The sequence below is a fragment of the Corynebacterium sp. MSK047 genome, assembly GCF_030232285.1.
GTDB lineage: Bacteria > Actinomycetota > Actinomycetes > Mycobacteriales > Mycobacteriaceae > Corynebacterium > Corynebacterium jeikeium_D.
Genome location: NZ_JASPJI010000012.1, coordinates 69,933 through 84,228, shown reverse-complemented (window position 1 = coordinate 84,228; position 14,296 = coordinate 69,933). Strand labels below are relative to the sequence as shown.

Here is a 14,296-nt window from a genome sequence, read left to right as displayed (position 1 = left end):
CAACCTCGGCATCCAAAAAGGCTGGATCAAATAACCGCAACACGCCCGGAAAAGACACACTTTTCTTTACTTAACCCCCGACTAGCGCCTAATCGCAGCAATAAAAAAATGACGCGACCTGCTCGCTGTCCATTCCACAGGGACGGCGCACGGGTCGCGTCATTTTTTCGAGTGCAATTGGAGGTTGCTATGACTGCAGTGGAAGAAGCTCGGATAATCAAGGGAACCGGTCTCCACCTGATGCTCATACTAACGACCACCAGCACTAATGGAAATAAGAAAACGAGAATGTTTCGTTAATCACCCCCATGACGGCCATCTCAAACGCTTACACTCTCCACCCAAAGTCCCAGCGGCCCGACTGGCAGACATGACAAAAATAGCCATCCACCTGGCTTTGTAGGTTAGCATTACCTAATATTGCCGACCGTCGGCGATAGTCCGAATTCAATAGCAACCCCCAACCGCAACGGGGGTAGTTTTCCGGGAAGGCTGGGCGCAATATCCGTCGTCAAGCGATTCCACATCACCAATCGGGAAAAAACTTTTAAAAAAACAAGTGTCTCTCATCACACTCATGCATAATGGGGTACAACAGTCATAGTCACTATGACGATGAACCGAGGCCATCGCGTTTATCTGCAGCGTTTATCTGCGACGTACGAAAAGGCCTTAAGACAAAAATTCCACGACAATATTTCTAGGAGCATGTCATGAAGGACTTTCTGCCCCGTACTCACTTCGAAGAAGAGCACAACATGTTCCGCGACATGGTTCGCGGCTTCGTCGAGAAGGAAATCACCCCGAACGTAGAGCGCTGGCACAAGGAAGGCCAGCCGGATCGCGAGGTCTTCAAGAAGGCCGGCGAGCTCGGTCTGATTGGTATGTCCACTCCGGAGGCATACGGCGGCGGCGGAGAGATGGACTTCCGCTACAACCAGGTCCTGAACGAGGAGCTTTCCAACGCTGACTGTGGCTCCATCGTCGTTTCCTTCGGCGTTCTCAACGACCTGGTCGCTCCGTACCTGGCTAAGTTCGGCAACGAAGAGCAGAAGCAGAAGTACCTGGCTTCCATGAACGCCGGCGATACCATCGGCTGCCTCGCCATGACCGAACCGGGCGCAGGTTCCGACCTGGCAGGTATGCGCACCTTCGCCAAGAAGGACGGCGACCACTACGTCCTCAACGGCACCAAGATCTTCATCTCCAACGGCATGATGGCCGACTTCGCTCTCGTCGCAGCTATCACCGACCCATCCAAGGGCCGCGCTGGTGTCTCCATGTTCATCGTCGACGCCGACCTCGAGGGCTTCACCAAGGCTGGCCCGCTACAGAAGGTCGGCCTGAAGGCTCAGGACACCGCTGAGCTCAACTTCGACAACGTCCGCGTTCCGGCTGAGAACCTGCTCGGCGAAGAGGGCGCTGCCTTCGGCTACCTGCGCACCAACCTCGCTCACGAGCGCTTGACCCTGGCTTGCGGCTCTGTCGCAACTTCCCGCCGCGCCTGGACCCTGGCTTACAAATACGCTCAGGAGCGCGAGGCATTCGGCCGCCCGATCATCCAGCACCAGGTCCACGGCCACTACCTGGCCGACATCGCCACCCGCGTCACCGCCCTGCAGGCTTTCGTTGACCAGGCCGTTATGGCTCACAACGCAGGCCAGCTGGACGAGACCGGCGCTTCCATGGCCAAGTACTGGACCACCGAGGAGCAGCAGGACATCGTTACCCGCTGCCTGCAGATGTTCGGTGGCTACGGCTTCATGCTCGAGTACCCAATCTCCACTCACTACCTCGACTCCAAGGTCCAGACCATTTACGGTGGCACCAACGAGATCATGAAGGAAATCATCTTCCGTCGCATCGCCAAGGGCGGCGCAGAGTAAATAGCGCACGTCGGCCTAGCTGATTCGACACAAACCCCGTCAGGTTTTCCTGGCGGGGTTTTTGCATACCTCAAAGTGGATGGCTGGTGATTATTTACGAGGCTTGATTGGAGCTGCCCCCCCCCCTGTGCCACAGTCCTCACCAAAACCATTACCCCCTACAAAACTGAAACTATACAATGAGATACCCATCTCATATACTAAGATTTCGTTAGGTAATGGTGATGCACTTCACCAATTTTCCCCTCGGCCACGCGGGCGCGTGACCGAAGATGAAGGATTGGAGTTCCAGAGGTATGAGCACAACCAACTCGACCGCTACCCCTCAGCGAAGGGAGGTGTTTTCCACCCGAGCAGCCTTCATTTTCGCCGCCATCGGCTCGGCAGTCGGGCTTGGAAACATCTGGCGTTTCCCCTATGTCGCGTATGACTCCGGCGGTGGCGCTTTCCTTATCCCCTACCTGGTCGCACTTCTGACCGCAGGTATCCCACTGCTCTTCCTCGACTTCGCCATCGGACACCGCTTCCGCGGGTCCGCACCGAAGTCGATGCGTCGCATCAAGCCCTGGGCTGAGCCAATCGGTTGGATCCAGGTCGGTATCGCCTTCTTCATTACCGTCTACTACGCCGTTATTATCGCGTGGTCCTTCATCTACGCCTGGAAGTCCATCCGCAAGAGCTGGGGCCCAGATGCCGAGACCCACTTCATGAAGGACTTCCTCCAAGTAGACACCGAGAGCGTCTTCTCTCTGGACTTCGTCCCCTCGATTTCCATCGTCCTGCTCATTGTCTGGGTACTCGTCATCGGCATTCTGGCCGCTGGTGTGGACAAGGGCATCGGCAAGGTCTCGATTATCTTCATCCCACTGTTGACCATCCTCTTCGTCGCAGTGGTCATCTACTCCCTGACGCTCGACGGCGCTGCAAAGGGCCTGGACGCATTCTTCACCCCAGACTGGTCCGCACTCACTGACTCCAGCGTATGGATTGCCGCCTACGGCCAGATCTTCTTCTCCCTGTCCGTGGCCTTCGGCATTATGCTGACCTACGCCTCCTACCTGAAGCCACGCACGAACCTCACCGGTTCCGGCCTGGTCACCGCGTTCGCAAACTCCTCCTTCGAGGTTCTCGCCGGTATCGGTGTCTTCGCCACCCTGGGCTTCATGGCAGCGCAGTCGGGTCAGGCCGTTGACGAGGTCGCAACCTCCGGTATTGGTCTTGCCTTCATCGCATTCCCGACGGTCATCTCTGAGATGCCAAAGGTCATCGGTTCGGTCTTCGGGCTACTGTTCTTCCTCTCCCTGGCAATCGCCGGTGTGACCTCCCTGATGTCGCTGCTCGAGGTCGTTGTCTCCGCAGTAAAGGACAAGCTGAACCTCGGCCGCGTCCAGGCCACCCTCACCGTCGGTGGCGCCATGGCCGTCATCTCGCTGCTGGCCTTCCCGACCACCTCAGGTCTGGTAACCCTCGACATCGTCGATAAGTTCACCAACAACGTCGGTATCGTCCTGGTTGCACTGCTGACCATCATCGCAATCGACTGGATCCTGCGCCGCACCAACGAGTTCGCCATGCACCTCAACGCCGTGTCCTCGTTCAAGGTCGGCACCATGTGGCAGATCTTCGTCGGAAACATCACGCCGGTCATTCTCGCCGTCATCCTGTTCCAGGAGCTCATTGGACTTTTCCGGGAAAACTACGAAGGCTACTCCGACACCCAAATCGACATCTTTGGCTGGGGTGTCATCGGCGTGATTCTCATCGGCGCTCTGATTATGGCCATCCTGCCTTGGCGCGGCCAACACCGTCTCGATGGCCCTCCGGGCTCGGACTTCGGTGTGACGCCAGATTTCAAGCGGTCCTCACACCTGCCACGCAAGCACACTCCGGAAACTGAGGAGGTTTAAGCCAAATGTCCGGTATCGCAATTGTCATGATGGCACTGTTCATCATCGTCATCTGGGGCGGTCTGGCAGTCTCGCTGGTCAGCCTATCCAAGCACCCTGACGAGGTTTCCGGTGAGCTGGGCGATCACCCAGAACTCACCAGCGAAGTACTAGGAGCGCAGGAAGAGCAGTAGTTCTTCACTACTATCTCTTCCCTGCCACTCCAGGTATCTGACTTACTCACCTACGAAATGCGGTGGTCGCTTCTCCAAGAACGCGGCCACCGCTTCCTTATGGTCGGCCGAGACCGCCAAACGAGCCTGCGCGTCCGCCTCCGCCGCAGCTGCAGCCAAGGTATCCCGGCGCAGCAGAGCCTTAATCTCCTTCAGCGCGGCCGTCGGCCCCGCCGCAAACTGGGCAGCCAACTCGCGTGCCCGAGTCGCTGGATTATCCACCACTTCAGTGACCAGGCCGAGGCTCAGGGCTTCGTCGGCAAGCACCTTCTTATCGAAGAACAACAGCTCACGCGCCTTCGCGTCACTGACCATGCGCGGCAGCAGCGCCGACATGCCACAGTCCGTGGCCAGGCCAATCGACGGGAACGCCGCCTTGAACGACGCCTTCGGGCCCGCGATACGGAAATCACAGTGCAGCGCCAACGACCAGCCGGCACCCGCCACAGCACCTTCGATAGCTGCAATAACCGGAACGTTAATCGCGGTCAGCTCCGCGACCATCGGGTTGTACTCCTCGACAACCTTGCCCATGCCGGCGCCGGACTGCAGGTCAGAAATGTGCTCCTTCAAATCCTGGCCCGTACAAAACGCCTTCGGCCCGCCGAGCAGGATAACAGCGCGCACATCCGGCTCCTGCGCACGCTCAAAAGCGGCTTTCAGCTCCAAGCGGAGATTCTTATCCAGGGAGTTATAGGCATCCGGGCGGTCGATGGTGATGGCTAAAATGCCGTCGGAAAAGTCTTGAGTAACGTTGCTCATAACCTCGCAGGTTATCGCAATCTCCCCCGCCTCGGACGCACTTTTGCACCAAATCACCCGCCGCGAGTAACAAGGGACACATGACACTTCCACGCCCCGCCACGCCTGACGACGTCCACGAGATCGTCGACCTCATCAAAGACCTGGCGGCCTACGAAAAAGAACCCGATGCCGTCCGACTGACCCCCGAGCGCCTGCGCGAACAGCTCTTCGGGGACAACCCTGCGATTTTCTGCCACGTCGTCGACTCCACATCCGGAAATTTGGACGACGGCGCCGGTGGCGGTGATGGCGGTGTTGAAGGCAGCCCGCGCCTCGACGGCATTGCACTGTGGTTCCTCAACTACTCCACCTGGGAAGGCACCCACGGCATCTACCTCGAAGACCTCTACGTCCGCCCCGAGGCACGCGGCACCGGCAAGGGCAAAGCACTGCTGCAGAACCTCGCGCGAATTGCCGTGGAGCGAGGCTACTCACGTGTCGAGTGGTGCGTCCTGAAGTGGAATCAACCCTCCATCGATTTCTACCGCTCCCTCGGCGCCTTCCCCATGGACGAATGGGACACCTTCCGCCTCACCGGCAGCGCCCTGCGTGACTTCGGGGCGTAACAGACGGCAGCGCGTGGTGCGGCGGTACGGCGGTGCAGCTGCGCTGCGTTTTGCGCGGTGAAAAGTCCGGATGTGGATAACTGCTAAACCGGCTGACTTATCCACAGCCTGCCCCCATAGGCGTTGTCCCCCTACATCCGGACTTTTACCTTCAAAGGCATGACAGTTCTTGGGACGCTCGCCGCACTGGCTTCGCGCGGAATGGACACGCTGACGGAACTCCACGCCGTGCGTCCCGACGGCCGCGACGCCACCTCCCACCTGGCGGCAACCCTCGGCCTTGACCCGGCGCGCCTCCGGCTTTTGCTACGCGTCGCCGCCCACTATCTCCAACCCGCTGACACCGAGGAAAACACCAAAGCCCGCGAAGACGCCACCGCCCTTGCGCGCCAGCTCGGCCTCAGCCTGGACACCTGCGTGCTTATCGACAAGCGCAGCCGCCAAGCCAACAACGCCGAACTCCACGACAACCTCCGCCTCACATTCGTCGCTGCCGCCGAACGCCTCGGCTTCGAAGAACTCGATCTCTACATGCGGGAAACTCTCACCGAGCTCAACACCGAAGACGAGCCACCCCAGCATCTGCGCGCCCGATTTTCCCGGAAGGTAGACATCCGGGGAATGAAGCACTTCCACATCTCCGGCCCCTCGGATATGCTCGACAATCTCCTGTCGCCGCTTACCATCCGTGCCGCAGAAATCCGGAAGTCCCATCCGGAGTTTTCCCACGACCGCTGCGTCGGCCAAGCGCTTGCCGAGCGCCTCGAGCATGCCGATGCCGCAACGCCCGTCGACAAGCTCGATGAAATGCGCTACCAACCCGCCATCATCATCACCGCGCAAGACCTCATCGACTACAGCCCGCGATTCGCCGCCACCACCAACGGCTCCGCGCTCGCCCCCGACGTCTTCCTTAACGCCCTACTCGCCGACACCGGGTGGGCCGTGCTTTACGACGAACACAGCGCCATTACGGACTTATTTCCCATCGGCAACCCCCGCCTGGCGACTGAAGAGCAGCGCATCGCGATGCTCATCGACAACCCCATCTGCGCCTGGCCCGGCTGTGAACGCCCCGCCTATAGCGGACAAGCGCACCACCTAGTCGCCCACAAACACGGCGGCACAACCACGCTAGACAACCTCACCATGGTCTGCCGCGAACACAACGGGCTTAACGACGACGACCGGGAAGGACGCAACGGCCACCTCGAACGCATCCCCACATCCGGACATATTCGATGGCGCCCACCTGACAAGACTCGGCCGCCGCTGTTTAGCAACTCATTTGTGACATCAATGTCCGGGAGGTCCTACGCCGGATACCGGGCGGGCACGACGAAACAGCTCGGGCCGGAGCCACCACCTCCGGACTAAAACCCGGATGTACGGGAAAACCCGTCCTAGCGCACTGCTAGAACGGGTACTTGCGCTGCAAAAACGCAGATTTAGATGAGGTTCCAGTCCTCGATACCGTCGTAAAGCGGGAATTCCTGAGCAATCTTCGAAACACGAGCACGCAGGGAGTCAACATCCGCATTCTTGCCGGCGGCGAGAGCAGTACCGATGACATCGGCGACCTCGGTGAAGGCCTTCTCGTCGAGACCACGGGTGGCCAGCGCCGGAGTACCGATACGAAGTCCGGATGTAACCATCGGAGGACGCGGGTCAAACGGAACAGCATTGCGGTTGACGGTAATGCCAACAGCGTGGAGCAGATCCTCGGCCTCCTGGCCGTTCATCTCAGAATTGCGCAGATCCGCCAGAACCAGGTGGACATCGGTGCCGCCAGTGAGAACATCGACGCCAGCCTCGGCGCAGTCGGAAGCGGTGAGACGCTCAGCCAGAATGCGGGCACCAGCGAGAGTGCGCTCCTGGCGCTCCTTGAACTCCTCGGTACCAGCAATCTTCAGCGCCACGGCCTTGCCGGCGATGGCGTGCATCAGCGGGCCACCCTGCTGCCCCGGGAAAACAGCGGAGTTCAGCTTCTTGGCGTACTCCTGCTTGGCCAAAATCATGCCCGAACGTGGACCACCGAGGGTTTTGTGAACGGTGGTCGACACAACGTCAGAATGCGGAACCGGCGACGGGTGCAGACCGGCGGCAACCAGGCCTGCGAAGTGCGCCATGTCCGTCCACAGCTTCGCACCGACCTCATCGGCGATGGAACGGAAAGCTTCGAAGTCGAGGTGGCGCGGGTACGCCGACCAACCTGCGATGAGAACATCCGGCTTTTCTGCGAGCGCCTGCTCACGCACTTTGTCCATATCGATCCGCATGGTGTCCTTGTCCACACCGTATGCGGCGACGTGGTAGAGCTTGCCGGAGAAGTTCAGCTTCATGCCGTGGGTCAGGTGACCGCCGTGTGCCAGGTCGAGGCCCATAATCTTGTCACCGGCGTTGATTAGCGCATGCAGAACGGCAGCGTTGGCCTGCGCACCTGCGTGTGGCTGAACGTTGGCGAACTCAGCGCCGAAGAGCTCCTTGGCGCGGTTGCGTGCCATGTCCTCGACGACGTCGACGTATTCGCAGCCGCCGTAGTAACGACGGCCCGGGTAGCCTTCGGCGTACTTGTTGGTCAGAACCGAGCCCTGAGCTTGCAGCACTGCACGTGGAACAAAGTTCTCACTGGCAATCATTTCGAGCATGTCACGCTGACGAGAGAGCTCCCCTGCCATTGCCTCTGCGAGGTCGGGATCGAGTTCACGCAGCGATTGGTAGCGGACATCGTTATTGTTAGACCCGGTCATGAGTAGGTTTTCGACCTTTCAATGAAACTTCAATGCCACAGGCCATGCTAGCCCTTTATGGGGCAAACCACGAAAGCAGCACCATTCAGGTATGCCCCCTTTATTGACTCGTTTTCCGGTTTTCGGCACCCCCTTGGCACAATTGGAAGTATGACGCGCGCAACATCCCCCAGCCCGTACGTCGAGTTCAAACGCGAGCAGTGGCGCGAAATGCGCAAGAATATGCCTCTGGTGCTGACGGAAGAGGAAGCTGAACGACTTTCCGGTATCGGTGAAAACATCGACCTGGACGAAGTCGCCGAGGTCTATCTTCCGCTTTCTCGTCTGATTCACATGCGTGTGGCGGCGCATCGGGAGCTGAACGCCGTAACGTCAAACTTCCTTGGGGAAAATCCTTCGAAGGGGGCGTCGGTGCCGTTTATTATCGGCGTCGCGGGTTCGGTGGCGGTCGGCAAGTCAACGACAGCGCGTTTGCTGCAGGTGCTGCTCGAGCGCTGGGAGACTAATCCGCGGGTGGACTTGGTTACTACTGATGGCTTCCTCTACCCTTCTGAGGAATTGAATCGCCGTGGGATTATGCAGCGCAAGGGGTATCCGGAGTCGTATGATCAGCGTGCGTTGATGCGGTTTGTCACGGCGGTGAAGTCGGGGGCGCGGCATGTGAAGGCGCCGGTGTATTCACACACGCTCTATGACCGGGTGCCGGATGAGTTCGTCGATGTTGACCGTCCGGACATTCTCATTCTCGAGGGGCTCAACGTTTTGCAGACGGGCCCGACGCTGATGATTTCCGATCTTTTCGATTTCAGTGTCTACGTCGATGCCCCGCGCGCGGACATCGAGCGTTGGTACATCAGCCGTTTCCTCCGTCTCCGCCAGACAGCGTTTCGCGCTCCGGGCGCGCACTTCGCGGATTACGCCACGCTTGACGACGAAGCTGCGGCCGAGGTGGCCCGACGCATTTGGCAGCAGGTGAACTTGCCGAACCTTACGGAAAATATTTTGCCCACTCGAGTGCGTGCGTCATTAGTTCTGACGAAGTCTCGGGACCACAAGGTTTCGAGGGTGCGGATGCGCAAACTCTAACATCCGGAAATTTTTCCGGATGTAGGGAGGTTATTTGCCGAAGCGGCGCGAGCGCTGCGAAAAGTCTCGAAGTGCACGGAGGAAGTCGATGCGGCGGAATTCGGGCCAGTAGGTATCGGTGAACCAAATCTCGGAGTAGGCAGTTTGCCAGAGTAGGAAGCCACTGAGCCGCTGTTCTCCGGAAGTGCGGATGACTAGATCGGGGTCCGGTTGTCCGGATGTGTAGAGGCGGCGAGAAATGGCGTCGGTTGTGATGCGCTCCTCAAGCTCGGAAGCATCGATTCCCTCGGCGACTGATTCCCGGATGATTCTGCGTACTGCGTCGACGATTTCCTGCCGGCCGCCGTAGCCAACGGCGATGTTGACCTGGATGCCGGTGTTGTTCGCGGTGACTTCTTCGTCGTGACGCAGCCGGGCGGTCATTCTTTCCGGAAGGAGCTCGAGGTGGCCGACCATGCGCAGGCGCACGTCGTTAGGCGATTGCGCCAATTCGTCGACGACGTCGGCGATGATGTCGAACAGTAATTCCAGCTCTTCGGGGTCTCGCCCGAGGTTTTCGGTGGAGAGCAGGTAGATGGTGACCAGCTCGATTTCCTGCTCGGCGCACCAGCCGACGAATTCTGCGATTTTGCGGGAGCCGACGCGGTGGCCGTGGCTGACGTCGGTGAATCCAGCCTCCCTCGCCCAGCGGCGGTTGCCATCGGCCATGATGGCAACGTGCTTGGGGCGAGGTTTTCCTTCTAGCTCTTGGGCTAGTTTGCGCTCGTAGAGCGGATAGGCGATCCGCCGGAGTGAGGACGGCTGGTTTTCTTTCACATATGTAACCCTACCCAATGGGCACGGCCACTTTGTGCTTAGTCGCGTGCCTGCCGACGCTTCCGGACTTCTGCCGCAAGCGTACGCAGCAGCCGGTCGGTGGTTTCCCAATCCATGCACGCATCGGTGACGGACTTGCCGTATACGAGGCCCTTACGACCATCGGTAATTTTTTGCGCGCCGGCTTCGAGGAAGGACTCCATCATGATGCCGGTGATGCGCTCGTCGCCGCCCCCGATGAGCTTGCCGAGTTCCTCAACGACCTCGGCCTGGCGCACCTCGGATTTTCCGGAATTGGCGTGGGAGGCGTCCACCATAATGCTGACGGTTTGCTCGGCCTTGTTCAGGCGGGCTTCGGCGTCGTTAAGCGATGCCTCGTCCCAGTTCGGGCCGGAGGTGCCACCGCGGAGGATGATGTGGCAGTTGTGGTTGCCGGCGGTTTCGACGACGGCGGCGCGGCCTTGGTCGTTCATGCCGAAGAAGAAGTGCGGGTTTGCTGCGGAGACCAGCGAGTCCACGGCGACCTGGACGTTGCCGTCGGTGCCGTTCTTGAAGCCGATGGGCACGGAAAGTCCGGAAGCGAGCTGACGGTGGACCTGCGACTCCGTGGTACGCGCACCGATCGCACCCCAGGAGACGGCGTCGGAAATGTACTGCGGGCTGTTGGGCTCGAGGAATTCGGCGCCGGCGGGCAGGCCGGTACGCAGGACTTCAATCAACACCTCGCGGGCCATGTGCAGGCCCTTGTTGATTTTGAAGGAGCTATCCAGGTCGGGGTCGTTGATGAGTCCCTTCCAGCCGACGGTGGTGCGCGGCTTTTCGAAGTAGACGCGCATGACGACCAGCAGGTCCTCGTCGAGCTCATCGGCGGTGGCCTTCAGGCGGCGGGCGTAGTCGATGGCGGCCTCAGGGTCGTGAATGGAGCACGGGCCGACAACGACCAGCAGACGATCGTCCTCACGGGCGATGACGCGGGCGACGTCGAGTCGCGACTGCTCTACCTCGTTAACCAGGTTTGGGGTCAGTGGCTGTTTGGCCATGACCTCTTCTGGGGAGGGCAGGTCGTGGAAGGCTACGACGCGGCGGTTCGCGGTCGAGGCGGGGGCTTCGAGGGAAGTTGGAGGGGTCATCTGAGGTCTCTTTTCTCTGGTGATTAGTTGCGCATTTTGGCTGTAGATACGACAAAAGGCAGCGCCCCGATTGGTTGGGGCTGCTGCCTTTGGCTCCGGTTGGTGGCGACGTGACGATTAGCCGCCGGCTGTGACTATGTCGTCACTGCCTCCGGAGCCTTCGAAAAATAAAATCGCCACATACGCATGCGCTTGACTGTAGCGCACTGCCTAGAATCCCGCAAGTCGAACTCCAAATCCCGCCACATGGGACGCAATCAGGGGTGCACACATCGCCCGTCGTCAAGCGGCGAGCACATGCCTTGACGCTAACTACTCCGCTTCACGACGCTGCTCTGCTGCAGCCATCGCTTTATCCACGGCCTCGGAATCAAAGGGATCCATACCGTGTGCCTCGGCAAACTTCCGGCGGGCGGCCATGCGCTTCGCGCGCCGCGAGAGATCCCAGCCGAGAGCCAGGATGACGATGAGCAAAACGACAATGATGAGCAGGCCAATAGGAGAGGCCTTACCGAAGTCAGCACCCCGCGGACCAGTGGGGTTCTGCGCCAGGAAAATTGTCGTGCGAGCCGCCAAGGCATCGAAGCTTTCAATCATGAGTTCCAGCTTAGCGTTAATTCCGGACTATTCCGCGTCGGGGTCGATACCAGCGAAGAGATCGGTCTCTGGCAGCTCGGTCTGCACGCGAGTGCGGGCGAGTTCAAACTCTTCGGTCGGCCAAACGCGCTGCTGAATGTCTACCGGCACGGCGAAGAATGGCCCGTTCGGATCGATCTGCGTGGCGTGCGCCAGCAGCGCCTGATCCCGCTGCTGGAAGTAATCGCCGCACTCGACCTGCGTGGTCACGCGGGTCATGATGTCGCCGGGAGTCTTAGTCCAACGACGGAAGGACTCGGCCAGCGGGCTTTCCAAGCCGTTGTCACGGTAGTAGTTATCCAGCGCGATGAGGCGCGCCTTGATGAAACCGTGGGTGTAGTAGAGCTTGGAAATCTCCCATGGTTCACCGAGCTCGGGGTACTTATCCGTTCCGGACTCCAACCAGGCGCGCATGGACACGATATGGGTCATGATGTGGTCCGGGTGCGGGTAGCCACCGTTTTCGTCGTAAGTAATGACGACGTGCGGACGGAACTCGCGGATTGCCCGGATGAGAGGCTTGGTCGCATCCTCGACCGATTGGCGAGCAAACACACCGTGCGACAGCACCGGCACCGGGTTGCCCGCAGGCAGACCGGAGTCGGTAAAGCCGAGCCACTCATGTTCAACGCCGAGAATCTCAGCGGCTGCAGCCATTTCGTGAACGCGCACCGCGGCGATATTCTCCCGCACCTCCGGCCGATCCATCGCCGGGTTGAGAATGCTACCGGCCTCACCGCCGGTGCAGGTCACCACTTTGACGCGATGCCCTTCCGCCGCATATCGGGCCATTGTTGCGGCGCCCTTGCTCGATTCGTCATCAGGATGAGCGTGAATTGCCATCAGACGAAGTGCCAATTGAAGTCACTCCCGCTACTATCTCAGTCCATGTTTTCTGGCCGAGGCCGGGGCCCTTCGACCGCAACGATGCTACTACAGCACCGTTTCAATACCGCCCCACTATAGCGCTGCACCATCATATGACCACGCAGCATCGCTACTCGGTGGAACAACATAGCAGCAGGACACTGCGCCACACCAGAAAGATTGTTTAACTGTCAACATTTTACCACGTCGACCAAGAACTCCGATAGGCTAAAAAGCATGGCTGAAAGTTCGGAGCGAAACACCCGAAATACCGCAGCGCCTAACGGGCAGCGCGAGCGCTATGGGGACAACAGTCGCACTCTCCCCGCAAAATTGGTTGTCATCGCTATTGTTGGCATGCTCGTCATCGCCGGCGCATACATCTTCGTTCAGATGAACCGCGTCTCCGCCCCGGATGTCTCTGCAACGCAAGCGGGCTGGAGCCGCACTCCAGGTAAGGAAGATGAGCAGTTCATCTTCACCCTGGACGTCACCCGCGAAAAGCCGGAGCTGGATAGCTACTGCATTATCTACGCGCTGAACTATGACGTGGCAGAGGTCGGCCGTCGCGACGTATTCATTCCGGGCGGCGGCCCCGCTACGGTGCGTATGGACGTCCCCATTGCCACCCGCGAGTTGGCCGTCGCAGGCGATGTCTACGGCTGCTCCACCGACATTCCGGAGTTCCTCGCACCTGCTAAGTAACCGCCTTTCGCAACTGAGGATTATGCGCTTTCACGGCACGTCGTAAAGCGTGCGCAACAACACTCCGACGCGCCTGTTATTGCCATGTGGCGTGACAGTGCTATCCTGTGACGCAGCCGACGGCCCCACGCGGGGCCGCTTTTGTATTAAATAGCCAAAAACACAGGAGGAACCATGACTGAGGCAAAGAACAATAGCCCATGGCTCACCCAGGAGTCCTACGACAAGCTCAAGGCCGAGCTTGAGGCGCTATACGAAAACCGCCCGGTCATCGCCGCCGAGATTAACGAGCGCCGCGAAGAGGGCGACTTGAAGGAAAACGCCGGCTACGATGCCGCTCGTGAGCAGCAGGGACAGGAAGAGGCGCGCATCCGCTACCTCGAAGACCTGCTGCAGCGCGCCACCGTCGGCGAGATCCCGCAGGAGTCCGGTGTGGCTCTGGTCGGCACCGTGGTCCACGTCTACTACGACGGCGACGAAGACGACACCGAGACCTTCCTCATCGGTACCCGTGGCGCTGACTCCTCCAACCCGAACCTGGAGACCTACTCCACCGATTCCCCGCTGGGCAAGGCTCTGGTCGGCGCTAAGGAGGGCGAGACCCGCACTTACGCTTCCCCGAGTGGCGACGAAGTGTCTGTCACTGTGGTCAAGGCTGAGCCGTACGACCCGGAGATGGACGCCTAAGCGCTCCCGGCGTTAGACCACCTCAACCCAGGCGGCAACTTCGGGCCACAGTGCCCGATTCTTGGACCGATAGAAGCCCATATGGCCTATCGGTCCATTTTTTGTGCCCTCTCCCGCTTCAATAACGCGCTTTACGACGTCACACTGAACAGCCTGATCGGTCAATATGTCGACTTCCAACAACAAAGCGCCGGCCACCCGTAATAACGGGCTAACCGGCGCTTGTGCGTTAGTTAGTTTTCTA

General features: G+C 59.6%; 14 protein-coding genes. 8 read left to right on the top strand and 6 right to left on the bottom strand.

What is annotated here, in order from left to right:
* The first annotated feature begins 713 nt into the window (after positions 1-713).
* The 3 genes from QP981_RS06485 (at position 714) to metS (ending at position 3,966) form a co-directional block, all read left to right on the top strand.
* A complete protein-coding gene (locus QP981_RS06485) occupies positions 714-1,886 on the top strand; it encodes an acyl-CoA dehydrogenase family protein (protein ID WP_048759734.1) in 1,173 nt (390 codons plus the stop codon).
* 296 nt (positions 1,887-2,182) lie between these two features.
* Complete coding sequence (locus tag QP981_RS06480) at positions 2,183-3,793, top strand: sodium-dependent transporter (protein WP_284857668.1); 1,611 nt, start codon at positions 2,183-2,185, stop codon at positions 3,791-3,793.
* A 5-nt stretch (positions 3,794-3,798) separates the two neighbouring features.
* A complete protein-coding gene (metS, locus tag QP981_RS06475) occupies positions 3,799-3,966 on the top strand; it encodes a methionine/alanine import NSS transporter subunit MetS (protein WP_048733989.1) in 168 nt (55 codons plus the stop codon).
* A 42-nt stretch (positions 3,967-4,008) separates the two neighbouring features.
* Here the strand turns inward: metS and QP981_RS06470 are convergent, their stop codons facing one another.
* A complete protein-coding gene (locus tag QP981_RS06470) occupies positions 4,009-4,767 on the bottom strand; it encodes an enoyl-CoA hydratase/isomerase family protein (RefSeq protein ID WP_284857667.1) in 759 nt (252 codons plus the stop codon).
* Positions 4,768-4,847: 80 nt separating this feature from the next.
* Here QP981_RS06470 and QP981_RS06465 point away from each other — a divergent pair, with 80 nt between their 5' ends.
* Both QP981_RS06465 and QP981_RS06460 read left to right on the top strand, forming a co-directional pair.
* Positions 4,848-5,375 carry a GNAT family N-acetyltransferase gene (locus tag QP981_RS06465; protein ID WP_070859151.1) on the top strand — a complete coding sequence of 176 codons (528 nt, stop codon included), beginning with the start codon at positions 4,848-4,850 and terminating at the stop codon, positions 5,373-5,375.
* 159 nt (positions 5,376-5,534) lie between these two features.
* Positions 5,535-6,752, top strand: a complete 1,218-nt coding sequence (locus QP981_RS06460) for an HNH endonuclease signature motif containing protein (protein WP_284857666.1) — start codon at positions 5,535-5,537, stop codon at positions 6,750-6,752.
* A gap of 71 nt (positions 6,753-6,823) precedes the next feature.
* Here the strand turns inward: QP981_RS06460 and glyA are convergent, their stop codons facing one another.
* Positions 6,824-8,125, bottom strand: a complete 1,302-nt coding sequence (glyA, locus tag QP981_RS06455; protein WP_005510713.1) for a serine hydroxymethyltransferase — start codon at positions 8,123-8,125, stop codon at positions 6,824-6,826.
* Between the two features lie 150 nt (positions 8,126-8,275).
* On the opposite strand from glyA, the gene coaA reads away from it, so the two are divergent.
* Positions 8,276-9,211: a type I pantothenate kinase gene (gene coaA / locus QP981_RS06450; protein WP_042388837.1), complete on the top strand. Its 936-nt coding sequence runs from the start codon at positions 8,276-8,278 to the stop codon at positions 9,209-9,211.
* A 30-nt stretch (positions 9,212-9,241) separates the two neighbouring features.
* Here coaA and QP981_RS06445 read toward each other — a convergent pair whose 3' ends face one another.
* The 4 genes from QP981_RS06445 to mca all read right to left on the bottom strand — a co-directional run bounded on the left by QP981_RS06445 (position 9,242) and on the right by mca (position 12,636).
* Positions 9,242-10,027: an isoprenyl transferase gene (locus tag QP981_RS06445; protein ID WP_016423188.1), complete on the bottom strand. Its 786-nt coding sequence runs from the start codon at positions 10,025-10,027 to the stop codon at positions 9,242-9,244.
* Positions 10,028-10,065: 38 nt separating this feature from the next.
* The gene (locus tag QP981_RS06440; RefSeq protein ID WP_101687446.1) at positions 10,066-11,157 is read right to left on the bottom strand and encodes a 3-deoxy-7-phosphoheptulonate synthase; all 1,092 of its coding nucleotides are present in this window, start codon (positions 11,155-11,157) and stop codon (positions 10,066-10,068) included.
* A gap of 312 nt (positions 11,158-11,469) precedes the next feature.
* The gene (locus QP981_RS06435; RefSeq protein ID WP_048733974.1) at positions 11,470-11,754 is read right to left on the bottom strand and encodes a hypothetical protein; all 285 of its coding nucleotides are present in this window, start codon (positions 11,752-11,754) and stop codon (positions 11,470-11,472) included.
* 27 nt (positions 11,755-11,781) lie between these two features.
* Positions 11,782-12,636 carry a mycothiol conjugate amidase Mca gene (mca, locus tag QP981_RS06430; RefSeq protein ID WP_049190700.1) on the bottom strand — a complete coding sequence of 285 codons (855 nt, stop codon included), beginning with the start codon at positions 12,634-12,636 and terminating at the stop codon, positions 11,782-11,784.
* A gap of 261 nt (positions 12,637-12,897) precedes the next feature.
* On the opposite strand from mca, the gene QP981_RS06425 reads away from it, so the two are divergent.
* The gene (locus QP981_RS06425) at positions 12,898-13,365 is read left to right on the top strand and encodes a DUF4307 domain-containing protein (RefSeq protein ID WP_048733970.1); all 468 of its coding nucleotides are present in this window, start codon (positions 12,898-12,900) and stop codon (positions 13,363-13,365) included.
* A gap of 174 nt (positions 13,366-13,539) precedes the next feature.
* Positions 13,540-14,052: a transcription elongation factor GreA gene (gene greA / locus QP981_RS06420; protein ID WP_048733968.1), complete on the top strand. Its 513-nt coding sequence runs from the start codon at positions 13,540-13,542 to the stop codon at positions 14,050-14,052.
* Positions 14,053-14,296 lie beyond the last annotated feature (244 nt).

What these genes read in the sequence shown, in the direction of transcription:
- QP981_RS06485 (WP_048759734.1), top strand. Translation starts at nt 714, where the DNA reads ATGAAGGACTTTCTGCCCCGTACTCACTTCGAAGAAGAGCACAACATG.
- QP981_RS06480 (WP_284857668.1), top strand. Translation starts at nt 2,183, where the DNA reads ATGAGCACAACCAACTCGACCGCTACCCCTCAGCGAAGGGAGGTGTTT.
- metS (WP_048733989.1), top strand. Translation starts at nt 3,799, where the DNA reads ATGTCCGGTATCGCAATTGTCATGATGGCACTGTTCATCATCGTCATC.
- QP981_RS06470 (WP_284857667.1), bottom strand. Translation starts at nt 4,767, where the DNA reads ATGAGCAACGTTACTCAAGACTTTTCCGACGGCATTTTAGCCATCACC.
- QP981_RS06465 (WP_070859151.1), top strand. Translation starts at nt 4,848, where the DNA reads ATGACACTTCCACGCCCCGCCACGCCTGACGACGTCCACGAGATCGTC.
- QP981_RS06460 (WP_284857666.1), top strand. Translation starts at nt 5,535, where the DNA reads ATGACAGTTCTTGGGACGCTCGCCGCACTGGCTTCGCGCGGAATGGAC.
- glyA (WP_005510713.1), bottom strand. Translation starts at nt 8,125, where the DNA reads ATGACCGGGTCTAACAATAACGATGTCCGCTACCAATCGCTGCGTGAA.
- coaA (WP_042388837.1), top strand. Translation starts at nt 8,276, where the DNA reads ATGACGCGCGCAACATCCCCCAGCCCGTACGTCGAGTTCAAACGCGAG.
- QP981_RS06440 (WP_101687446.1), bottom strand. Translation starts at nt 11,157, where the DNA reads ATGACCCCTCCAACTTCCCTCGAAGCCCCCGCCTCGACCGCGAACCGC.
- QP981_RS06435 (WP_048733974.1), bottom strand. Translation starts at nt 11,754, where the DNA reads ATGATTGAAAGCTTCGATGCCTTGGCGGCTCGCACGACAATTTTCCTG.
- mca (WP_049190700.1), bottom strand. Translation starts at nt 12,636, where the DNA reads ATGGCAATTCACGCTCATCCTGATGACGAATCGAGCAAGGGCGCCGCA.
- QP981_RS06425 (WP_048733970.1), top strand. Translation starts at nt 12,898, where the DNA reads ATGGCTGAAAGTTCGGAGCGAAACACCCGAAATACCGCAGCGCCTAAC.
- greA (WP_048733968.1), top strand. Translation starts at nt 13,540, where the DNA reads ATGACTGAGGCAAAGAACAATAGCCCATGGCTCACCCAGGAGTCCTAC.